Below are 21,305 nucleotides of genomic sequence, written 5' to 3' on the forward strand. Positions count from 1 at the left end.
ATCACAAATCTACGTAGAAGATACGAATTTTTATTTCACTCACAAAAATTTGACGAATTGCACAGCAGATTTACATCTTTATGTGTTGATTATTTTAGAATCAAGATAATATTTACGTATCGGCTCAAAACTGTCATCCATCTCATATACCAGCGGAATGCCTGTAGGAACTTCATAATTCACTATATCATCATCAGAAATATGGTCCAGATATTTAACTAATCCCCTGAGTGTGTTGCCATGTGCAGCAATCAAAATATGTTTTCCTGCTTTTAGTGCCGGTGATATATTATTCTGATAAAAAGGGATCACCCGCTGCATCGATGTTTCCAGACTTTCGGTAAGCGGCAAAAGTGTTGGATCAACACCTGCATAACGTACATCATGATGTGGCGCACGCGGATCATCTGCCGTTAAAGCTGGTGGAAGTATACCAAACCCCCTTCGCCAGGTCATTACTTTTTCGGCGCCGTATTTTTCTGCTGTTTCTGCTTTGTTCAAACCCTGAAGGGTGCCATAATGTCTTTCATTTAACTGCCATGCTTTAGTTTCAGGAATCCATAGGGAATCCATTTCTTCCAGCACCAGGTGAAGGGTTTTTATCGCCCTCTTTAATACCGAGGTGTAAGCGGTATCAAAAGTAAAACCTGCCTCAGCCAATAATTTTCCTGCCTGAATGGCTTCATTTCTTCCCTGTTCACTCAGGTCTACATCCTGCCATCCTGTAAATCTGTTTTCCAGATTCCACTCACTTTGTCCGTGCCTGATTAAAACTAATTTGTTCATGATGCTAAAGCTAATACGTATTAAACGTCTAAAACAGGCAATTAGTTCGGTCAAATTTTAATTCCGATTCCGATGGTCCCGGTTGGAATAAATATCACTGATCTCAATATTCATTTTCAGGATATGCTGTACAAGATCGTATACTACGGCTACATTATTATCTGAGGTATCAAGAAATTCAAATTCTTCCCATCCTGTTCCATAAAAACCTTCATCCATAGACATTTCTGCATCTATTTCCTGATGAATGATCAGCCTGCATAAAAAGAAAAATGCATTGGCGGCGGTAAAGGGTAATTCCATTATCGCAGAGGAGATATTATCATCAATCAGTCCATCTGCATAATAATAAAGATCAGAATAGATCTGGCTGGCTATCTCATGTAACCTTTCATCGGTATATAACTCTTCCAGGTCAATGGCATACATGATACGGAAGGTATCTATCGTAGCATCAATATAGGCAATACATTTATTGATCGCTATTGAAATATCATCCTCAGCCGCATCGAGCAACTGGAAATGAAGGTCGGCCGTTACATCATCTTCATCCATCCCCAGTAAATCCGGCAATTCACTTTCCAGAATTGCTTTATAACCATACTCTGCAAATTTCACCGTAGAGAAACTTAAAATATGGATCACCAGAGGAATAATATCTTCCTTCGCATATTTAGTTACCGCCATAATTCTTCAATGAGTTTTAAATATAGCTATTATCTGAAACAGATTTTAAAATTCCTAAAGTTTCGTCATCTACCTGCCCAAACAGGGATACTCCCTTTGCACCATGCTGAAGCGCATATTGTATACCCAGTTTCAATTCATCCTTAGATTTAAAATCAGACAGGTAAAGCCCGGCATATAAAGGAAACTTTCCGGCAAGGAAATGTGTGCCTTCCGTTACAGCATCGCCAATCCATTCTACGGGCTCTTTATAAAAACCATGATAGATCATAGGGCATACACCGCTAAGGTTCCAATTGGTCCAGTCCTGGCGCACATTTCTGCGGGCCACTTCTGGTGTTGGAAATACGGCAGCAGTAATCTGCTTTTTATGTTTTACGGCTACATTGGCCAGCCGGTTTACGATAGCTGTAATCTGATTGTAACGGTACTGTCGCCAGGAAAGACTGGCTTCAGGAAAAGTAATAGCCGACAGATCTTGTCCGCGGAAGGCCTTAAAACCTTCCCGACAAACACTGCAATAACAATAATCATATTCCGGTAATTCCTTCGTTTGCTCTATCTTATAATTCTGCCATAGATTAACAGGCAGGATCACATCACAATACCGCACATAATCCAGGTGAATGCCATCTACATAATCTTTATTGAGTATTTCCTGTACTTCATTTTCCAGGTACTGACGTACTTCGGGCCTTGATGGGCATAACCACCGGTAATAATCCACATATGGCGGATGGGTGATACAGCTTTCACCATTACGGTTTACGGCATACCATTCGGGATGTTCTTTCATGACCGACTCAATTTTCCTGTTCATGGTCCATATCCAGCGATGGGCTTCCAGTTTTTGCGCCTTCGCAGCACGAAAATGTTTTTCACTATCTGCTTCAAAGAAAATACCCCTTATACCGGCATCATAGTATTTTTTGTAAAGCACTGCCAGATCTTCTTCTTTATCCGTCAATTTAGGATTCGTCCATACCCAGTGTTTCCATCCTTTTTTTTCTGTGCTGTTTACCACCACCGATGCACTCGAGGATAAAGGGAGTACGGCGGCTGCAACACCTGCAATCAACCCGGATTTAACGAAATTTCTTCTGTTGCTCATTACTTTTCGATTTGCACCAGGCCTTCCTGGTTGATGGTCAATGTACTTTGTTTATCAGCTTTAAGGCTTAGATAAAACTGGTGGTTAGTGGCTTCCATATCCAGCGTATTGGTAATTCCTTCCAGTTCAAAAGTGGGTTTAATACCCAGCTCTTCTAAAGTTACCGCATATTTACCTTGTTTTTCCAGGTATTCTTTTTGCCTGTAATAAACCAGCCACAGATAATTTCTTTGTTTTTCGGCATAGGGAAGCTCAAATGGAGGCTGTACCTGTCCGATAGGTGCCGCACTGAATTTCAGGTAACCCCAGCGCTCAGGATAATGCATATTGATCAGCCCCTGGGGCGACCATACCCAGTTATGTTCAGGAAGATTTTTTCCCAGTGAGTCTGTGTTTTTAACATAATGACCATCCTTTACGGTAGTTCCCCACTCTACCCTGGAGAAATTGATCCTCCATGACTCGCCATCCTGAGGGGCTGCCATATTGCCGTTCCCCATCCTTAACGCCGAAAAAGGAATGGCCATCTCTACTGTCCAGCCTTTATCTGTATCTGAAGGATTATTCAGTGTTCCCTGAACTCTCACCGCAGAGCGCATGCCCAGTGCTTCCCAGCTTGCCAGTCCGCCGCCATTATTGCGGTAAGGTTTAGGCAGAAAAAGGTCCCAGATTGTATTGATTGCATTCACTTCAATTTCGAAATACTGATGTGCATGGTTATTAGGGTCTATAAATATTTCAAAATCGTTATCCTGAAAAACTACTTCGTCATGTTTTTTCACATTTGCCCAAACATGAGGGTCTTTAACCTCCGCAGCGATATATAAATAATTTTTATCCCACATCATTTTAAGGCGTGTATTAAAATAAGGTGCAGGTTGTTTGTCCCCTTCAATATCTGTAAAATTATCTGTCCAGGGAACATTGCTCCATAATTTATCAGAAATATCACCATCTATTACAGGTGCAGCTGTAGTAGACATCGCGGTGTATTGTTTGGGAACGGTAAAAAGAGATTCCAGTCCTTTAAATGACTCCTGCGCTTGTGCAACACCCGAAAAAATAAGCGGGAAGCTGATCAGCGACAATAAAGCCGGTTTACGAATAAACTTTAAAGGTTTCAATGATGCTTTATATAACATTTAAAAGGATTTAGCTTAAATAAAATTTGGCTTTTACACAATTATGGGATAATTAAGGGAAAAATAGGAATTTACATCAAGTTTCTCCGCACATCTCCAAAATAATAATATTTTTCCGTAAATTTAACTGTTCAAACAGATATATATAAAACACAGCGATTAAAAATATTTTGTTTATTATTTATAATAATTTGAAATCCAGAGGTCTGCTTAAACCGTATATAGTACCTTTTACCAAAAAAATTGGTTTAATTTAATAGCCTGACCTTATATGAAAAAATGGATTGTTACGGTCTGGTTAACGCTTCTAATGGTAATCATTTTTAGTTTTTTCTGGTATAACCAATTAGTTTACAGCCTGCCTACTCCTGTACCATCCGATTACAAAACGGTGCGTACAGGGCAGAAAATCAAACTGGCTTCCCCCTTAAATTTTAACAATAACAAACCTGTATTTCTCCATTTTTTTAATCCCGACTGTCCATGTTCCCGGTTTAACATCGACCATTTTAAGTCGCTCGTCAAAACTTACCACAACAGGGTAAACTTTGCAGTCGTATTGATGACTGATAAATCCAATTCAGCAGAAGAGGTTAAAAAAAGATTTGGGATCAGCGTTCCTGTTATTGCAGATTCAACGGTGGCAGCTTTATGCGGTGTATACTCCACTCCGCAGGCAGTGGTATTAAATGCAAACAGGGAGCTTTATTATAGAGGAAATTACAACAAGAGCAGATATTGTACCGACGCCAAAACAAGTTATGCTTTAATCGCCCTAGATGGCGTATTGAATAAAAAGCATATATTGAACGAAGATATATTTGCCCTAAAGTCGTATGGTTGTAAATTACCTAATTGCAAAAATTAATGGCTGATTTCACTTCTACAATTTCATTTACTGAAGACCGTACCATAGAGGACTATAGATTTAATGTAAAGAAGAGATCAGACAGACTGATCAATTATTTTCTAATCAGTTTTTTTATCGCGGGGCTTTTCTTCGCTAGTTTTTACGGTACCTGGAATATTGCTTTTGGCGTTGGCGGGACTACATTATTGGCCTATTATTCCATCAAATGGGGCTTGCCCAATTCTAATCTCTATCAATATGTACTCAGTGTTTGCCTGGGGATATTTATGGCGCAGTTCATTTACCAGATGCACGGCATGTTTGAAATGCACTTCTTTGCTTTTATTGGAAGTGCCATTTTAATTACCTACCAGAACTGGAAACTGCAGATCCCCATGCTGGTTTTTGTCACGCTACACCATCTGGGCTTAAACTACCTGCAAAGCATAGGTTATGGGAATGTATATTTCACCACTCTGGATTACCTGGAAATACAGACAATGAGTATTCACATCCTGCTCACCGCAGTGATCTACTTTATCTGCGGATTATGGGCATACAACCTCAATAAGTACAGCGGGCTGCAACGCTCCATGATGCTGCATATTGAACAACGGAAAGCACATGAAGAAGCGCTGGAGAAATTAAATCAGGACCTGCTCCTTTCTAACCAGGTTGCTATAGATGCCAGAAGGGATGCAGAACGTTCTGCACAAGCCAAAAGTATTTTCCTGGCTACCATGAGCCATGAGATCCGCACCCCAATGAACGGTGTAATGGGCATGACTTCCCTGTTGAATGAAACCAGTCTTACAGAAGAACAGGCAGATTATGTCAATGTGATCAGTATCAGCGGAGAAGCTTTGTTAAGTGTGATCAATGACATCCTGGATTATTCTAAAATTGAATCCGGTCATCTCGATCTGGAAGATCATAGTTTTGAACTTTCAAAATGTATGGAAGATGTGATGGATTTATTTACGCGTAAAGCGACTGCCCAGGAAATTGACCTGCTCTGTGAAATAGACCATCGTTTACCGGATGTATTAATAGGCGATGGATTTCGGCTTAGGCAGATCCTGATCAACCTGGTGAGTAACGCCATGAAATTTACCCAGAAGGGAGAAGTCCACCTCAGCGTAAAACAGCATGCTGTTGAGAATGAAAAAGTAACCCTTCTGTTTGAAATACGTGATACAGGTATTGGAATCCCCGAAGAAAAAATGTCTACCCTGTTCAAAGCATTTTCACAGGTAGACTCTTCTAATACCAGAAAATATGGCGGCACAGGGCTCGGTCTGGTGATCAGTGAAAAACTGGTTAATTTGATGAACGGAAATATCAGCGTAAAAAGTAAATTAAATGAAGGCACTACCTTTTATTTTACAATCGATGTAACGATAGGCATACTTAAAGAACAGATCTCTGCTGTACAGGAGCAACTGCAAAATGAAGGAAAGAAAATACTGGTTGTAGATGATAACCTTACCAACCTGAGGATCCTGAAAACACAATTGGAACAATGGAATTTCATCCCTGTGATCAAGAACAGTCCGGAAGCAGCATTGGTTATGCTGGCTGTTGAACACGATTTCCACCTTATCATTACTGACATGCAGATGCCAGGAATGGACGGGATAGAATTGGCAAAAAATATCAAAGCGAAAAACATCACTACACCCATTATTTTACTAAGTTCAATTGGTGATGAAAGCAGGCATAAATACCCTGACCTGTTTGCTGCCGTACTGAATAAACCAGCAAAGTCTAAACAACTGCAGACCATCATTCATCAGACACTCAACCAGCACGGGGCGCTGAAATCCATTAAACCAAAAGAGAAGTTAACCAATTTATTATCAGAAGATTTTTCTGACCATAACCCATTGCGCATTTTACTGGCAGAAGATCATCCGATAAACCTTAAACTGGCTACCCGGATTTTAAACAAATTGGGTTATGCACCTGATCTGGCGCAAAATGGTATAGAAGCCGTAGAAATGTTTAACAGACAAAACTACGACGTTATTTTAATGGATGTATTAATGCCGGAAATGGATGGCCTGGAAGCCACCAAAATTATCAGAAGCACCAGCAATCCACAGCCTGTTATCATTGCCATGACTGCCAATGTGATGCCAGAAGACAGAAATGAATGTATGGTAGCTGGAATGGACGATTATCTTTCAAAGCCTATTCATATCGAATCGCTGATGAACATGCTCAAAAAAGCATCTTCAGGTAAGAAACCGTACAAGTCCATTAACTAACTTGTTCTTTTTCCGCTCATCAATTTATCTACAGCTTCTTTAAATGAACCCGCGGGACTTACTTCTCCGGAGTTGATAAAAAAGATCTCATCGGCATTCTCAATGGTGTTTAAACGGTGTGCGATAATGACCAGCGTAGTTTCCTTAGGCAGATTATCCAATATCTGCCCAAGCAGCTGTTCTGTAATCGTATCTATATTTGCTGTAGCTTCATCCAGGATAAGCAGTTCCGGTTGTCGTAATACCGCCCTCATAAAGGCGATCAGTTGTTTTTGGCCTATACTCAAACTATCCCCGCCAGACAGGATATCCGTGTCCAGTCCTTTGTCGAAGGTAGTGAGCAGTCCCTCCAGCCTGGCGGCTTTTAATACACCTATAAACTCTTCACTGCTATATTTATGGAAGCGCTCATTACTGTATAAGATATTTTCCTTTACCGTGCCGGTAAATAGAAAAGGTTCCTGTAATATAAAACCTATTTTTTCTGCTCTTTCTTCAGGTGTATAACTGCGGATATCCCTTCCCTTAAGCAATACTGTTCCCTGCTGCGGATCATATAACCTGGCCATAATAGAAGCCGTAGTAGTTTTACCACCGCCGGTAGGCCCAACCAGCGCATAAGTTTTACCCGGCTTCATGGTAAAACTGATATTATGCAGGATCTCATATCCGCCGGTATAGCCAAAGTGTACATTCCTGAATTCCAGTACTGCATCTGTCTGCTCCTGCCCTGTTTCGGCAGAAAGGGTAACGAGGTTACTGCTCAGCGACAAGATCTGGCTGATCCTGTCCCATCCTGCCAGTGCTACCTGGAAACTTGTCCATAGAGACGCCAGCTGGCGCAGCGGATTGTAAAAGTTAGTGGCATAGGAAAGATAACTTACCAGCAGCCCCACGCTAAAGTTACCCTGCGTGATCAGGTAAATTCCAAAGGATAGTACCGTTAACTGTGCAATGGAAGAGAAAAGGCCAAATACAGGCAGAAAGACACTATTTGCCAATCCTGAACCGATAGCCGTGCGGTAATTTTCCTGGTTAACGGTATCAAACCTTTTCCTGAAATAGTCCCTGCGGTTAAAGGCTATGATCACCTTAAAATTGTTCAGGCTTTCCTGTATTTCAGCACTCATACCACCGGTACTTTTTAAATTCAGCGCATTTTTGTGTTTTACCCAGGGAGAAATAGCCCTTGTAAAGATTAAAATGAACAAACCAGGAACCAGTGTGGCCAGTCCGAGTTTAACGTTAATGATCAGCAGGAAAATGCCGGCTCCAATCATCATCATGATACTGCTGATGAATTGCATCAGCGCCTGCGAGAAAAACTGGTTTAGTTTATCTGTATCGTTATTCACTCTCGAAATCAGGTCACCTGCTTTATTTTCATTAAAAAAAGCAACAGGCAATTGCTGGATTTTATTAAAAATGGCATTCCGCAACTCAAAGATAATCCGCTGCCCTATTCCACCCATTAAGCTGGTCTGGAAATAACTCGTTATAAAAGCCACAAGATACATGGTAAGCAGGATTCCCGAGAATACCAATACACCATGATACTGTTTGGTTTGGATATATTTATCTATGGTGTGGCCAATTAAAAAGGGCCCCAGTAAGTTCAATGAAGAGTTTAGCAGTATAGCCGCTAAAGCAAGGATAAGTTTTTTTCTTTCCTGCTCCACCAGTTTCAATAAGCTTTTTAACCCTGTCCAGGTTGAGCTTTTTCTTTCTCCTGCCGGCTGGTTATTTAAATTATAGTTCATATTGACTAGTGCTTTGTTGAGAGTTAAAGATCTGTACATATTCGGGACAGCTGCCCATCAGTTCTTCATGTGTACCGGCTGCCAGCATTTCCCCCTGCATCAGCAGGATGATCTTGGCGTAATTTTCTACTGACGCAATTTTTTGCGTAACAGAAATTAAAGTGAGGCCCGGATAATTCAAGCCGATATTTTCCAGGATCTTTTGCTCCGTCTGGTTATCTACCCTGGCTGTAAAATCATCCAGCAGCAGCACTTTTGGATTAACAGCCAAAGCCCTGGCCAGCATGATCCGCTGTTTTTGTCCTCCGGAAAGGCTCAGTCCCCTCTCAGAAACCTGGGTATCCAGTCCTGCGGGCAATGCATCTACAAAATCTTTCAGTTCTGCAGTAGCGATAGCTTTTCCCAGCGATTCGTCCGTTACCGTATCACTAAAAGCAATATTTTCCCTGATGCTCATGTTAAACATGATGCTATCCTGAAAAACAAATCCTACCTGGCTATGGAAGGCTTCTGCGTCGTAGGCATCAATCGGCTTCCCGTCATATAGAACAGATCCTGATGTAGCCGGAATCAGGCCTGTAAGCAGATAAAGCAGTTGGGTTTTACCGGCAGCAGTAGGTCCTATAACCGCAATCTTTTCACCTGGTTCAACCTTAAAAGAGATATCTTTCAGGATAGCTTTCTGCCCATAGCTGATTTGGATATTTTTGATTTCAATCTCTCCGCTAACAGCAGTGTCCAGTTTTCCTGTCTCCGGCTGGTCTTCTGTATCCAGCACCTGGCTGATCCTGGCAAAGGAGGCCGTAGCCTGTGCAATCACATTACTCATAAAACCTATTACAAGAATAGGAAAGATCAATAAAGCCAGGTAACTGTTAAAAGCGGCAAAGTCTCCTATGGTCATGCTGCCGTTGATCACGTAATGCCCGCCTAAAGCAAGGATCGTTAAACCGGCCATATTAGCAGTAAAAACAATAATGGGAATTAGCCAGGCAAACAGCCTGAGAATAGATACACCAATATCTTTTGCCTGGTTACTTGCCGCAAAAAACTTATCATACTCCAGTTGCTGCGAATTGATCACGCGGATCAGGGCAGAGCCCAGGATACTTTCATTAATTACTTTGTTTAACCAGTCGATCACTTCCCGGCTTTTTTTAAATAACACCTTAACTTTTTTCAGAACCGTATAAAAAGCCCCTCCAATAATGGGGATGATCGCTATTGTGGTTAAGCCCAGTTTCCAATTGATCGTGAGTAATAAAACGCTAGCTCCTATGATGATAAATAGCGAGGAAACAATAGACACGATAGCCTGTGAAACAAACAATTTGATCGAATCTACATCAGAAGTAAGATTGGTCAATAATTTTGAAGGATTGGCCTTTTCAATAAAAGCAAAGCTTTGTCCGGATATTTTCACCGCAATGCGCATTCTTAAATCACGCGCCACCCGTTCGGAGGCAAAGGTTTGCACTATTCCCTGCAGGTAACTGAAAATAAAGATGATCACCGCCACACCCAAAAATTCTTTGATCATTATTTGATAAGAAAAATTGCCGCTATTGTATGCATCTATTCCATGACCGATCAGCCTGGGTAACCATAAGTTTAAGCCATTACTAAATAAAGCGAAAAGAATAAGCAGGGTAACCATACCAGCGTAAGGACGGAGCAGGCTAAAAAGTCCCGGAGAACGCTTTTTATCGCTATTAATTTGTTCTTTCATTATAATCTCATTTGTTTCTCCGCTTTAACCGGCTTTAAATAAAACCAATTTTGGAGAAGCTGATGAAGTTATAAATTTTTATCAACTTTCTAAATTATCATATCATGAAATGAATGATCTGCCAGATGATCATGCGGTTCCGGATCAGCTAAATATTAAACCATTATTGAAATCAGTTGTTGTTGCAACTCATCATTTATATGCAACACAAATTAATATCATGCCAGAAGGACCATCCATCATCATCTTAAAAGAATTGTTAGAACCCCTGCATTTGGTTGGAAAGGAAGTGATTGCTGTTAGCGGCAATACCAGCATTGATATAGAAAGAATGCTTCACCAGCAGGTGAAAGCCATTAAAAGCTGGGGTAAACATTTCCTGATCTGCTTTGATGGATTTACATTAAGGGTGCATTTCATGATGTTTGGCAGTTACCGCATTAACGAGCGAAAAGGAACAGCAGAAAGGTTGCGGCTGGAATTTATTGACGCAGAGTTTAACTTGTATACCTGCTCGCTTACATATATAGAAGGCGATATCAATAAAACCTACGACTGGTCGGCCGATGTTTTATCCGATCAGTGGAACCCAAAAGCTGCGTTGAAAAAGCTGGGCTTAAAACCTGATGTACTGGTCTGCGATGCCCTGCTAGATCAGGAAATATTTTCAGGCGTAGGAAATATTATCAAAAATGAGGTGCTGTACCGCATCAGGGTACATCCCTTAAGTCAGATAGGCAAATTACCTCCCGCAAAGTTAAAAATCCTGATTGCTGAAGCACGAATTTATAGCTTCGACTTTTTAAACTGGAAAAAGGAGTTTACCTTAAAAAAACACTGGCTGGCTTATCGCCAAAAAATCTGTCTGCGCTGTAACCTTCCCTTCCATAAAGAATACCTGGGCAGAGGTAAACGCCAGACTTTCTACTGCAGCAATTGTCAGAAATTATACACGGCCCTGAAAACAGGGCCGCAAACTATTAAAAAAAGCCTACCTATTTAAAAAAGTTCCTGTTCATCAGTATAATAGGTTTTTCGCGCACCTACTTTTTTCATCTTTATGGGTACTCCCGATGGGCTATTTGTTTTTTTAGGAGAATGGATCTTTAGAAAATCCCTCACTTCACCAGAGATAATTTCCGGGTGAACCTTTTTGATTTGTTTGATTGCATTTTCCAATACATGCCGGACAGCTTTTGACAGGTCTTTTAATTTGGCATCAGGAATTTTGTCTGAAGCCGAAAAAGGCGATATGCCTGCCTCCCAAAGAATTTCATCTGCATAGGCATTACCAATACCACGGATCACATGCTGATCTGTCAGTACGTTCTTAATTGCAGCTTTTTTCGAATTTAATACCTGCTTAAAAAAATGCGGATCTACTTCCTTCGCCAGTGCATCAGGTGCCTCATCAGCACCCGGATCGAGTGTTGCCTTTGCCATCCCCCTAAAATCGGTGAGGGTTAAACTTGTTCCATCCTTAAATAGCAGGTCAACAATTGTATATTTTGGCAGCTCTTTTTTATTCTTTAGCAGCTGAAGTTCTCCGTTCAGCATCAGGTGCATACTCAGGACAGCCTTATTTTCAAATTCAAAATATAATTCCTTACCTAAACGGTATACTTTTTTAAGCTTTTGTTTTTCCAGTGCCTGCTGTATCTCCTTTACAGGTACATTCAATTTTTTAATATTCTTAACGGAGATCTCTTTCAGCTCTTTACCATTAAGCTGATGATCAAGATTATGACTAAAAACTTCAAGATCTGGTAATTCGGGCATAGTTAAATGATTTATTGCTGGATTAAACCAAAATACAGAATAAAAAGTTTCAATTGTATATCTTTTTTTAAAAGAGCTGATGGATAACAGATTATCCTTTTAAATCATTATATTCGGTTAATCATCAAATGCTCTCGAATCACATTTTTTGATCTTAACTTTTACGGGGATGAAGAAAGTGATTGTACAGGATGCTGATTGCGATCTGCTGGAAACGATAACCATCGTTTTACAAGAAGGGGAATACACCGTCTTACCCTTACTTTTGTGCAAAGATATAATTTCTCAAATCCCTATTTTCAATCCCCAACTGGTAGTATTGGATTTTAGGTTATATGGCGAAGAGTGTACACATCTCTGCAAACTCATCAAAAAAGATTTTCCGGATCTTCCTGTAATCGCCATGAGCTGCAATTCCAATATTGAAAATGAATATCAGGATGCTGGTTTTGACAATTTTATCATCAAGCCTTTTGATATAGAACATTTACTTGACGTCTTACTGCAATACTAATGAACCTCTATGCAGGTGTGAGTAATCCACATTAAATTTTACTTATTATCAATCACTTAACATACTTATCCACATTAAGTGTGAGTAAGTATGCATATCATTTCCAAACACTTCTCATCAGAGCGTTATCTCTCACCAACCGTTAACACCGGTATTTTACATATTTTATGTAAATTCGGATAAACTAAACCTTATTTATAAAATGAAGAAAATTTTTATTATGCCTTTGGTGGTCATCATCGCTGCAGCTTCTGCCTGCAATAATAAGCATGACCAGGCGGGCAGCGAGAAAACAGGTTCATCGTCTACAGACCCTTTTGCAGAGGCAAGTACACTGGCCTATCATGCACCCGACTTTGATCATATAAAAAATGGAGACTTTCAGCCCGCACTGGAACAGGGAATGAAAATTCAGCTGGAAGAAATGCAGCGCATTGCTGATAATACAGCTGCGCCGACCTTTGAAAACACCATGATACCCATGGAAAAAAGTGGGGCCATGTTATCAAGGGTAAGCAATGTGTTTGACCTGATGACAGGGGCCAATACCAATCCCAGCTTACAAATTATAAAAGAAGCAATTGCTCCCAGACAAGCAGCCCATAATGATGCCATTTACCTGAATGCCAAACTTTTCAAACGAATAGAAACTATTTATAATAACCTCGCAAACCTGAAACTGGACGCAGAGTCAAAACGGTTGGTGGAATATGACTACCAGCAATTTATCCTGGCTGGTGCAAAGTTATCTGATGCTGATAAAATACTGCTTAAAAAACTCAATGAACAGGAGGCGTCTTTAAATGCCAAATTCTCCAACCAGCTGCTGGCAGCCAATAAGGCCGGAGCACTCGTGATTACAGACAAGGCAGAACTCGCAGGACTTTCCTCATCAGATATTGACGCCGCAGCTCAGGATGCAAAAGCAAAAAAAATGGAAGGAAAGTGGTTAATCCCATTACAAAATACCACTCAGCAGCCCTTGCTGCAATCATTAAGTAACCGTTCAACGCGCGAAAAATTATTCAATGCCTCCTGGAACCGTGCTGAACAGAATGATTCCAATGACACAAGAGGTACCATCTCTAAACTGGCTAAGCTGCGTGCCGACAAAGCAAAATTATTAGGCTTCCTTAGTTATGCAGCCTGGAAACTGAGCGACCAAATGGCTAAAACACCAGCAGCAGTAGACCAGTTCTTTGCGCAGTTAGTGCCTGCTGCAACCGCCAAAGCTAAAACAGAAGCAGCAGAGATACAGGCGCAGATCGATAAAGAAAAAGGCGGTTTTAAAGTACAGCCCTGGGATTGGAACTATTATTCAGAAAAAGTAAGGAAAGAAAAATATGACCTTGATGAAAATGAGATCAAACCTTATTTTGAACTGGATAAAGTATTACAAAATGGTGTTTTCTACGCGGCTAACCAACTATATGGCTTAACTTTTAAAGAGCGTCATGACCTGCCTGTTTACCAGAAAGACGTAAGGGTTTTTGAAGTATTCGATAAAGACAATTCTAAAATTGGTTTATTCTACTGCGATTATTTTAAACGCGACAATAAAAATGGAGGGGCCTGGATGTCAAATATGGTAGGCCAATCCAAATTACTGGGTACTCAGCCAGTGATTTATAATATATGTAATTTCACCAAACCCGCAGCAGGGCAGCCGGCCCTGATCAGCTTTAGCGATGTAACCACGATGTTCCATGAATTTGGACATGCCTTGCATGGGTTCTTCGCTAGTCAGCAGTACCCTTCCCTTTCGGGAACAAGTGTTGCACGTGATTTTGTAGAGTTTCCATCTCAATTCAATGAGCACTGGGCACTGGATCCAAAAATATTAAAAAATTACGCTGTACACTACCAGACAGGCAAACCAATGCCCCAGGTTTTAGTAGACAAGATTAAAAAAGCAGCGGCCTTTAACCAGGGTTACAAGCTTACTGAGCTGCTTGCTGCTGCTTCCCTGGATTTAGCATGGCATAAATTACCTGCAGGAGATGCACTGCAAAAAACAGATGATTTTGAGAAAGCATCATTACATCAGTTAAAACTCGATCTTCCTGAAGTTCCTTCACGCTACCGCACTTCCTACTTCTCCCACATCTGGGGCGGAGGATACGCTGCAGGTTATTACGCTTATCTATGGACAGAAATGCTGGATGATGATGCTTATTCCTGGTTCGAAGAGCACGGCGGCCTGAACAGGGAAAATGGTCAGCGTTTCCGTGATATGATCCTTTCCAGAGGAAATACGGAAGATTATGGTAAAATGTTCCGCGATTTTAGAGGACATGATCCTAAAATACAACCAATGGAAATTAACAGAGGACTGATTGCTAAATAATTATACAACCTCAGCGGAAGACCATAGTAAACCGGTCTTTCGCTGAGATTTTAGAAGTATCCTCAATTACTGTTACCCCCATTTCCCTAAGCCTATTCTGGCGCGGTAAAGGTCTTCCAGATTGAATTTAAATTCCGGAAAAACCGCAGATATCAGTTCCTTATTATAAAAATTCCCGCCAGTAGATTGATACTTTTGATGTTCATTCAGCTGGTAGATATAGAAGTACTTTTTCTTTGGATGAATTACCCAATATTCTTTTACACCTGCTTCTTCATAAATTTCAAACTTGTCTATGAGTTCCCTTTTGTTACTTCCTGTTGATAAAATCTCTATAATAAGATCAGGCGCGCCTATACATCCTCTTTCATCAATCTTATTCTGATCACAAACCATACAGATATCCGGCTGTATTACTGTATAAATGTCTTCATCAGCAGTAGATTTCTTAGGCAGCCTAACATCAAATGGCGAGATAAAAAGCTCACAGCCCGGGCAGGATAATACTGCAGAAAGTTTAATGTACAACAAACCACATAAATGCTGGTGTGTGGTAGATGGCCCAGGACTCATCTTAAATACTTTTCCTCTGATCAATTCCAGCCGGTCGTCAAACTTCCAGCTGAAATAGTCCGCATAAGAATATGTTCCTGAAAAATCGATGTCAGATACCTTACTGATAGGCTCATCATCCAGTATAGAACGGTAGGTTTTAATTTTAGCAGGTTTCCTTTTTGCAGTAGTTATAGATTTCTTTTTCATTAATAATTAATTATTAAGAAACAAATTTACTAAGCTGATTGCATTAATAAAAACATTTGTTCTGACCTAAATATCAATATAATAATGATTTGCGATTCATTTTTTCAATTTCCACCAGAATATCTAGCCCTGTTAAAGATTGTTCAAGTTATCTGTAAGAATATTGAACCTGCTATACGAAAAATATCAAAAACTGCGGTTAAGCTTTCCTGATTGAAGGTTATCACGCATACCCATCCATTTGTTTTTGAATCAGTCGGTTTTAGTACTGTACTTATAACAGACGGCCTGAAGTAAATTTTTGATCCTATTTCTTTATCGATGTGAAGTAACTTCGCTATACTGAAGTCAATAGTGTGGATATCAATATTTGGTCTAGATGAACCGCTTTTAGTAGATAAGACAATAAGCCCATTGGAAAAATCAATTCAGCTTGTGTTCTTCCAATCGTTAATTCAGAGTAATCAAATGTTTTTAATATGCTTACATGTTTGAACATTTTATAAAACGTAGAATCATCCAAGTTTATTTTAATATTTGTGCTTTTTTTATCACGATAATCAATTTTGATTTTAACTGCAAAGCTATACGTTGCAACGGAATCCTGCCATTTTTAAACTTGAAATTGTCCGCTTTAACTTAATACATCATTAAGCCTATGGTTATAAGGAGATTGGAAAACCAATTTTGGCTTTTCCTACTATAATGTTGAAGATCCTTATGTTTTAAAAAATGCATTTTGCTCTTATAGATTTACTAAGCATGAATATCCTTTACCGGAGTGGTTTAAGACACTCCGGTCGAGGATTGAAAAATCAATTATTGCGATAGTTTAGCAAATCGGGAATAGGATCTGAGATGAGTAAAACGGCGATATGTAAAACGACCACTTTACAAAAAACTTATAAAACTAATCCGGTTTGTAATTTAACACTATTGATTTTTTAAAGATTTTTAGTCGGCATATCTATAGCTTTTCCATCTATTACAGACTGAATATTTGCGGCGGTGATTTGTTCAGCGTCTGTTTTAGCTACAATTATTCCATTTAATAAACCTACTAAAATAGGACGGCTAGAGAAGATCAGTAAAAGATGGACAGGTGATGACAGCTAGGGCGATTCGTCCTGGCTTCATTTTAGATTACTACTTACAACGTAAGCTAACACTACAGCACAGGTTCCATTTGCTGTAGTGTTAGCTTACAATTGATCCATCAAATTATAACTGGTACAAGTCGATGGACTTAGTATCAGGAAAATTAGAAAAAGCAATTGAAGTAACTGTAACCCCTCCTAATAAAGATGTATATCTGGATAACTTCATTTGGCTGCATGCAAAACTCACGAAACAAAGCTAAACTGGAAAACCAAAATGATGGACTTCGTTTCTCCATTTTACAAAACATGCTACAATGGAATTGATAACACAATCCACGCTTGAAAAAGTTAGAAAAAAAGCAGAGACTAACTCCTGCCAAACGAATGGGGAGGCACCATTCGTTTAATAAATTTTTGAATACATATGACTTATCTACATAGTATGATATTTTATATAGACTCTCTCAAATATGTTTTCAGTATTATCTTTGAAAGTAAACAACACAAGTTTGTCAAGATTTGAATGACTACCTGAAGCTAATATTTTAAATGGCACTTTTAAAGAATCTCCAGGTAAAATAATGACGTTTTTTCTTAATTTAATTGATATACATTCACAACTAACTATGTAATTAATAATATTAAGTTTAGAATTGCCGACATTGTAAATTGTTAAATTAGAATTCTTAGTTTCACTTGGTTGTACAATTCCCACATCTATTGGGTTGGATTTAAATATAGGCTTTTCTTCTTTACACGAGAAGAATAAAATAATCGAAAAGAGACTGAAATATAGATACAATTTATACAAGGTAAAAAAGATTAAATTACGTAATGTTATTGATTACTTTAAGCAATAATAATACAGCTAAATATCATTAGAACATGTACCGGTACAATTAGAAGAACCAGTAATGCCACACGTGCCTTTCTGTCTACATGAGTTGTCGTTACAGGTAGCGTTTAGTACTCCGCAAGAAATGGAATAGTAACAATCACAACTAGTGACAACGTTTGGTATTAATATTCGGTTTGAAGTATTATTTAAATCATTTATATAATTATCGGCTTTTTGGATTGAAAAATTGTCGTTAAAATATGCACATTCGATAAGTAAGTAAAGCTGCTTTCTGGTGAAATTTTCACCGAAATACGGTAAATTTTTTTTTAGAAAAATTTCACCTTGAGAGGGATCTTCATATAATTTTTCAACAGTAACTGAATTTACAAAATTTTGAATTGCGACTATTATTGCTTTTTGTCGTGTATTGAGTGTCAATGAATCATTTTTCAAAATGGCATTCCATTTAGCGTTCCATAGTTTTTGCTTATCATTTGAAGAAAGCAAACTATAACTTTGTCTCAATTCCAATATCGACGTTGATTTTAGAACCTGCTTTGTAGCAACGGATAAATTCCGATTTACATCTTCAATTTTAGTTGAATCTTTAGTACAACTCATGAAAAATAAAAATGGGAGAGTGAAAAATAGATGTTTTCTGATTAGCATATGTTTTATTTATTTGAATTTTGAGATTAAAGTAATATATTTCGTTCTTTGTAAGTTAATAAATTAATTTCTTTATTATTATAAATTTATATAATAAGATTTAGTGTATTATTGATGTAACATCAATAATACACTATTACTAACATTAAGCGATGATTTTCGATTATTAGTTTAGTGACTGCTAAGTAATAGGTGTTTTTGGAATAATTTATTTTAAAAATAAAATATGGTTATGTGATATAATGTATTTTAATCTGTCAGTTTAGATCATTATTTTATAGCCTTAGTTTTGAAAAGAATAGCAATAAACAAATTTTTAATATAAACTACATTATGAGTTTTAATATTGATAATCAAACATATAGGGATCTAAACATATTTGACAGTTACTCGGAGCCTATTTATAATATGTTCAAAGGTACAAGAACATTAGGCGCAAGGGATTTGTTAAAAGCAATAATGCAAAATCCAAGCACTGATATTCAATATATTTCATCCAGGAGAGATGCGATAAAATATTTCTTTGATAATAAATTAAGTCTCGAGATAAAAAACGAGAATTTAGATTTAATAGAATTTTATCTAAACTCCAATGGAAGAAAATCTGAAAAAAATTTGATCGATTCATTTGTAAAGTATGTTACAAAAAACTCCAGTAATGATTACTATATAATTAAGACAGGGCTTAAAAATCTTATAAAACTAGTGAAATATATCTCTACTTTTAATTTAGAGATAATGGCAAAGGATGATGTACCCGACAGTTTGATTAAGATTTCAGAAAAAATCAAATCAATTATTGAGGTTGGATTATTATGTGATGCAATTAGGCTTAATGAAGATACTCTTAACTTCTATCAAATAACCAAACTTGATCATGCCTTTCGAGGTGAGGAAAAAGACAAAATTTTTGAATTTTTGCAAATTGTATATGAATTTGATGTCTTAGAAAGTCTGGCTTTAACAACAAAGAAGAAGGGTTTGTGCTTTCCAGAATATATAGATGGCGATGATATTAATGTTTCTATAATCAGTTTATTTCATCCACAAATACCGAATCCGGTAAAAAATGATATCGTCTTTAAAAGAGAAGATAATATTCTTTTTTTAACAGGTTCAAATATGTCAGGAAAATCATCTTTGCTTAAATCCCTTGGCTTAATTATTTATTTATCACACTTGGGTTTTCCTGTACCTGCTACAGCGATGAAAACAACAATATTCAATGGCTTAATCACAACAATAAATTTGCCTGACGATATCAACCAGGGATTAAGCCACTATTATAGTGAAGTCAAAAGGGTAAAACAGATTGCTTCTGCATTACTTGAAAATGATAAAATGTTCATTATATTAGATGAATTGTTTAAGGGTACCAACGTTAAAGATGCATTTGACGCTTCTTTACTAATTATCTCAGAACTTACCCATATACATAATTCGGTTTTTTTAATCTCTACTCACATCATGGAGTTAGCCGAAGTATTAAATAAATACAAAAACATTTCATTCAAGTATTTAGATACCTCCTATGAGGAGAAAAAAGTAAGATTTACATACAAATTAACAGATGGCATCTCTAGTGAACGCTTAGGGATGTTCATTGTTGAGAATGAGGGAATAGTTGATATAATCAAAAAAGCAAGTTACAAGCAAAAGAAATGATTAACCCACTTTGTCAGGATTTCTACAGCTGTTTGTTGCATGTGCAAGGTCGTACCTAATGGTACACCAGGATCAGTAATTGGAAAGTAAAAGACCAGTAGGGGTTCTCCCGATTCCTTTTATGTAGATGGAGATAAATACGTCTTCGTGGAATGCACCATAATGGAGCGTGTTGCTAGTGCAAAGAGCTTTCACAAAAAACTAACCGATGATGTTGAGCATTGCTTTGATTATGCAATGACCGTTATTCATTACTCTCGGAAGAAAACCGTAACAAATACGTAACAGACCAAATTTTGCATTTTTAAAAATAGTTCGTAAACTGCTTTTGTAAGATAGAAAAGGACATTTTGCCTTTAATATGGCGGTTAGGCTACAAGACTCATAATCTTTTACTCAAACACTTTTTCAAATCGTGTTAAGATTGATTTAAGTTTTCTAATATTTTTTTCGGAAGCAATGTTGAATAAATTAGATTATCTTTTTTTTATCTAATTTCGAACAATGACTTCATTTAAGCCGACCCTAAAAAAATTGACTATAGTCAATCTGAAATTCGCACTACTAACAATGTTTTTGGTGCTCTTTACGCATGCAATAGCCTACCTGTCACATGAATATTCGCACTCGTTTCTTGCTTGGATTTTAGGTTTTAAAGAAAATCCCCTTGCACTTGACTATGGTAGTCCAACATGGCGTAATATTATATTGTTAGGTGATATCGACGAAAACGTAAATTACAAGCAAATTATAGACAGTGGCAATGGTGTATCGGGAGGAATAATCGCTCTTGCGGGTGCCGGAATTGGTAATGGCTTACTCTATTTTTTATGTTATTGGCTAACTAAACTGGACCGTATACGATCAAGTCGTGGCGCTACAATGTTTTTATTTTGGCTATCATTAATGGGAGCTGCCAACTTATTAAGTTATGCACCGCTAAGAGTGATTACTGATCATGGAGATATGGCAATAGCTGCGGGATGTTTTGGCATTTCTACTTGGGTATTATTCCCTTTTGTAACAGCCGGCTCAATGTATTTGATTTATCACTTCTTTTTTAAAATGTTTCCTCAAAATTATCTAAAAGTGGTTGCTGGTTCAAGCCTTAACCTTGTATTTACGATTACAATGATTTCGTATTGGTATTTCGGTTTTTTTGGAAGTGATGGCACAACAATTATCCCCATAATATCAAAATATCTCTTCATCCCTTTTTCAGCAATGTTTTTGGCTTCCAGATATCTTGATCTTCCTTCGCTGTTACAAGAATTACCCAAAAAAAAGTAATGT

At 38.1% G+C, this 21,305-nt stretch carries 17 protein-coding genes; 7 read left to right on the forward strand and 10 right to left on the reverse strand.

Annotation, left to right across the window (positions count from 1 at the left end; genetic code table 11):
- Positions 1 to 78 precede the first annotated feature (78 nt).
- From gpmA to GSQ84_RS01975, 4 genes are read right to left on the reverse strand one after another with little or no spacing between them, the layout of a single operon-like run.
- Entirely contained in the window at positions 79 to 786 is a 708-nt protein-coding gene (gpmA, locus tag GSQ84_RS01960) for a 2,3-diphosphoglycerate-dependent phosphoglycerate mutase (protein ID WP_158795571.1), read from the reverse strand.
- A 57-nt stretch (positions 787 to 843) separates the two neighbouring features.
- On the reverse strand, positions 844 to 1,473 hold the full coding sequence (locus tag GSQ84_RS01965; protein ID WP_158795572.1) for a hypothetical protein: 630 nt from the start codon (positions 1,471 to 1,473) through the stop codon (positions 844 to 846).
- A gap of 16 nt (positions 1,474 to 1,489) precedes the next feature.
- Positions 1,490 to 2,584 carry a family 10 glycosylhydrolase gene (locus tag GSQ84_RS01970; protein ID WP_158795573.1) on the reverse strand — a complete coding sequence of 365 codons (1,095 nt, stop codon included), beginning with the start codon at positions 2,582 to 2,584 and terminating at the stop codon, positions 1,490 to 1,492.
- Entirely contained in the window at positions 2,584 to 3,726 is a 1,143-nt protein-coding gene (locus GSQ84_RS01975; protein WP_158795574.1) for a carbohydrate-binding family 9-like protein, read from the reverse strand. Before GSQ84_RS01975 ends, GSQ84_RS01970 begins: the two co-directional genes overlap by 1 nt.
- A 271-nt stretch (positions 3,727 to 3,997) precedes the next feature.
- Here GSQ84_RS01975 and GSQ84_RS01980 point away from each other — a divergent pair, with 271 nt between their 5' ends.
- Positions 3,998 to 4,594 (forward strand): redoxin domain-containing protein, encoded by a 597-nt coding sequence (locus GSQ84_RS01980; protein ID WP_158795575.1) that lies wholly within the window; start codon positions 3,998 to 4,000, stop codon positions 4,592 to 4,594.
- The gene (locus GSQ84_RS01985) at positions 4,594 to 6,846 is read left to right on the forward strand and encodes a response regulator (protein ID WP_158795576.1); all 2,253 of its coding nucleotides are present in this window, start codon (positions 4,594 to 4,596) and stop codon (positions 6,844 to 6,846) included. Before GSQ84_RS01980 ends, GSQ84_RS01985 begins: the two co-directional genes overlap by 1 nt.
- Here the strand turns inward: GSQ84_RS01985 and GSQ84_RS01990 are convergent.
- Positions 6,843 to 8,606, reverse strand: a complete 1,764-nt coding sequence (locus tag GSQ84_RS01990) for an ABC transporter ATP-binding protein (RefSeq protein WP_158795577.1) — start codon at positions 8,604 to 8,606, stop codon at positions 6,843 to 6,845. The genes GSQ84_RS01985 and GSQ84_RS01990 overlap by 4 nt on opposite strands.
- On the reverse strand, positions 8,596 to 10,335 hold the full coding sequence (locus GSQ84_RS01995) for an ABC transporter ATP-binding protein (RefSeq protein WP_158795578.1): 1,740 nt from the start codon (positions 10,333 to 10,335) through the stop codon (positions 8,596 to 8,598). Before GSQ84_RS01995 ends, GSQ84_RS01990 begins: the two co-directional genes overlap by 11 nt.
- 109 nt (positions 10,336 to 10,444) lie before the next feature.
- Here GSQ84_RS01995 and GSQ84_RS02000 point away from each other — a divergent pair, with 109 nt between their 5' ends.
- Complete coding sequence (locus GSQ84_RS02000; RefSeq protein WP_254070760.1) at positions 10,445 to 11,338, forward strand: DNA-formamidopyrimidine glycosylase family protein; 894 nt, start codon at positions 10,445 to 10,447, stop codon at positions 11,336 to 11,338.
- On the opposite strand, the gene GSQ84_RS02005 is transcribed toward GSQ84_RS02000, so the two are convergent.
- On the reverse strand, positions 11,335 to 12,114 hold the full coding sequence (locus GSQ84_RS02005; RefSeq protein WP_158795579.1) for an Fpg/Nei family DNA glycosylase: 780 nt from the start codon (positions 12,112 to 12,114) through the stop codon (positions 11,335 to 11,337). The two genes, GSQ84_RS02000 and GSQ84_RS02005, sit on opposite strands and share 4 nt — an antisense overlap.
- 169 nt (positions 12,115 to 12,283) lie before the next feature.
- Here GSQ84_RS02005 and GSQ84_RS02010 point away from each other — a divergent pair, with 169 nt between their 5' ends.
- Both GSQ84_RS02010 and dcp read left to right on the forward strand, forming a co-directional pair.
- The gene (locus tag GSQ84_RS02010; protein WP_158795580.1) at positions 12,284 to 12,628 is read left to right on the forward strand and encodes a response regulator; all 345 of its coding nucleotides are present in this window, start codon (positions 12,284 to 12,286) and stop codon (positions 12,626 to 12,628) included.
- Positions 12,629 to 12,830: 202 nt separating this feature from the next.
- Positions 12,831 to 14,975, forward strand: coding sequence for a peptidyl-dipeptidase Dcp (dcp, locus tag GSQ84_RS02015; protein ID WP_158795581.1), 2,145 nt, complete (start codon positions 12,831 to 12,833; stop codon positions 14,973 to 14,975).
- A 72-nt stretch (positions 14,976 to 15,047) separates the two neighbouring features.
- On the opposite strand, the gene GSQ84_RS02020 is transcribed toward dcp, so the two are convergent.
- The 3 genes from GSQ84_RS02020 to GSQ84_RS02030 form a co-directional block, all read right to left on the reverse strand.
- A complete protein-coding gene (locus GSQ84_RS02020; RefSeq protein ID WP_158795582.1) occupies positions 15,048 to 15,737 on the reverse strand; it encodes a Uma2 family endonuclease in 690 nt (229 codons plus the stop codon).
- 1,533 nt (positions 15,738 to 17,270) lie between these two features.
- Complete coding sequence (locus GSQ84_RS28320) at positions 17,271 to 17,648, reverse strand: DUF1573 domain-containing protein (RefSeq protein ID WP_371416346.1); 378 nt, start codon at positions 17,646 to 17,648, stop codon at positions 17,271 to 17,273.
- Positions 17,649 to 17,705: 57 nt separating this feature from the next.
- Positions 17,706 to 18,347 (reverse strand): bacteriocin fulvocin C-related protein, encoded by a 642-nt coding sequence (locus GSQ84_RS02030; RefSeq protein ID WP_216848848.1) that lies wholly within the window; start codon positions 18,345 to 18,347, stop codon positions 17,706 to 17,708.
- A 333-nt stretch (positions 18,348 to 18,680) separates the two neighbouring features.
- Between GSQ84_RS02030 and GSQ84_RS02035 the strand changes: the two genes are divergently transcribed.
- Both GSQ84_RS02035 and GSQ84_RS02040 read left to right on the forward strand, forming a co-directional pair.
- Complete coding sequence (locus tag GSQ84_RS02035; protein WP_158795585.1) at positions 18,681 to 20,012, forward strand: hypothetical protein; 1,332 nt, start codon at positions 18,681 to 18,683, stop codon at positions 20,010 to 20,012.
- 504 nt (positions 20,013 to 20,516) lie between these two features.
- Positions 20,517 to 21,302, forward strand: coding sequence for a hypothetical protein (locus tag GSQ84_RS02040; protein ID WP_158795586.1), 786 nt, complete (start codon positions 20,517 to 20,519; stop codon positions 21,300 to 21,302).
- Positions 21,303 to 21,305: the final 3 nt, after the last annotated feature.

This window comes from Pedobacter sp. L105, from assembly GCF_009765875.1.
GTDB lineage: Bacteria > Bacteroidota > Bacteroidia > Sphingobacteriales > Sphingobacteriaceae > Pedobacter.

What these genes read in the sequence shown, in the direction of transcription:
- GSQ84_RS01985 (WP_158795576.1), top strand. Translation starts at nt 4,594, where the DNA reads ATGGCTGATTTCACTTCTACAATTTCATTTACTGAAGACCGTACCATA.
- GSQ84_RS01965 (WP_158795572.1), bottom strand. Translation starts at nt 1,473, where the DNA reads ATGGCGGTAACTAAATATGCGAAGGAAGATATTATTCCTCTGGTGATC.
- GSQ84_RS01980 (WP_158795575.1), top strand. Translation starts at nt 3,998, where the DNA reads ATGAAAAAATGGATTGTTACGGTCTGGTTAACGCTTCTAATGGTAATC.
- gpmA (WP_158795571.1), bottom strand. Translation starts at nt 786, where the DNA reads ATGAACAAATTAGTTTTAATCAGGCACGGACAAAGTGAGTGGAATCTG.
- GSQ84_RS01970 (WP_158795573.1), bottom strand. Translation starts at nt 2,584, where the DNA reads ATGAGCAACAGAAGAAATTTCGTTAAATCCGGGTTGATTGCAGGTGTT.
- GSQ84_RS01990 (WP_158795577.1), bottom strand. Translation starts at nt 8,606, where the DNA reads ATGAACTATAATTTAAATAACCAGCCGGCAGGAGAAAGAAAAAGCTCA.
- GSQ84_RS01975 (WP_158795574.1), bottom strand. Translation starts at nt 3,726, where the DNA reads ATGTTATATAAAGCATCATTGAAACCTTTAAAGTTTATTCGTAAACCG.
- GSQ84_RS02030 (WP_216848848.1), bottom strand. Translation starts at nt 18,347, where the DNA reads ATGCTAATCAGAAAACATCTATTTTTCACTCTCCCATTTTTATTTTTC.
- GSQ84_RS01995 (WP_158795578.1), bottom strand. Translation starts at nt 10,335, where the DNA reads ATGAAAGAACAAATTAATAGCGATAAAAAGCGTTCTCCGGGACTTTTT.
- GSQ84_RS02040 (WP_158795586.1), top strand. Translation starts at nt 20,517, where the DNA reads ATGACTTCATTTAAGCCGACCCTAAAAAAATTGACTATAGTCAATCTG.
- GSQ84_RS02005 (WP_158795579.1), bottom strand. Translation starts at nt 12,114, where the DNA reads ATGCCCGAATTACCAGATCTTGAAGTTTTTAGTCATAATCTTGATCAT.
- GSQ84_RS02035 (WP_158795585.1), top strand. Translation starts at nt 18,681, where the DNA reads ATGAGTTTTAATATTGATAATCAAACATATAGGGATCTAAACATATTT.
- GSQ84_RS02020 (WP_158795582.1), bottom strand. Translation starts at nt 15,737, where the DNA reads ATGAAAAAGAAATCTATAACTACTGCAAAAAGGAAACCTGCTAAAATT.
- GSQ84_RS02010 (WP_158795580.1), top strand. Translation starts at nt 12,284, where the DNA reads ATGAAGAAAGTGATTGTACAGGATGCTGATTGCGATCTGCTGGAAACG.
- GSQ84_RS02000 (WP_254070760.1), top strand. Translation starts at nt 10,445, where the DNA reads ATGAATGATCTGCCAGATGATCATGCGGTTCCGGATCAGCTAAATATT.
- dcp (WP_158795581.1), top strand. Translation starts at nt 12,831, where the DNA reads ATGAAGAAAATTTTTATTATGCCTTTGGTGGTCATCATCGCTGCAGCT.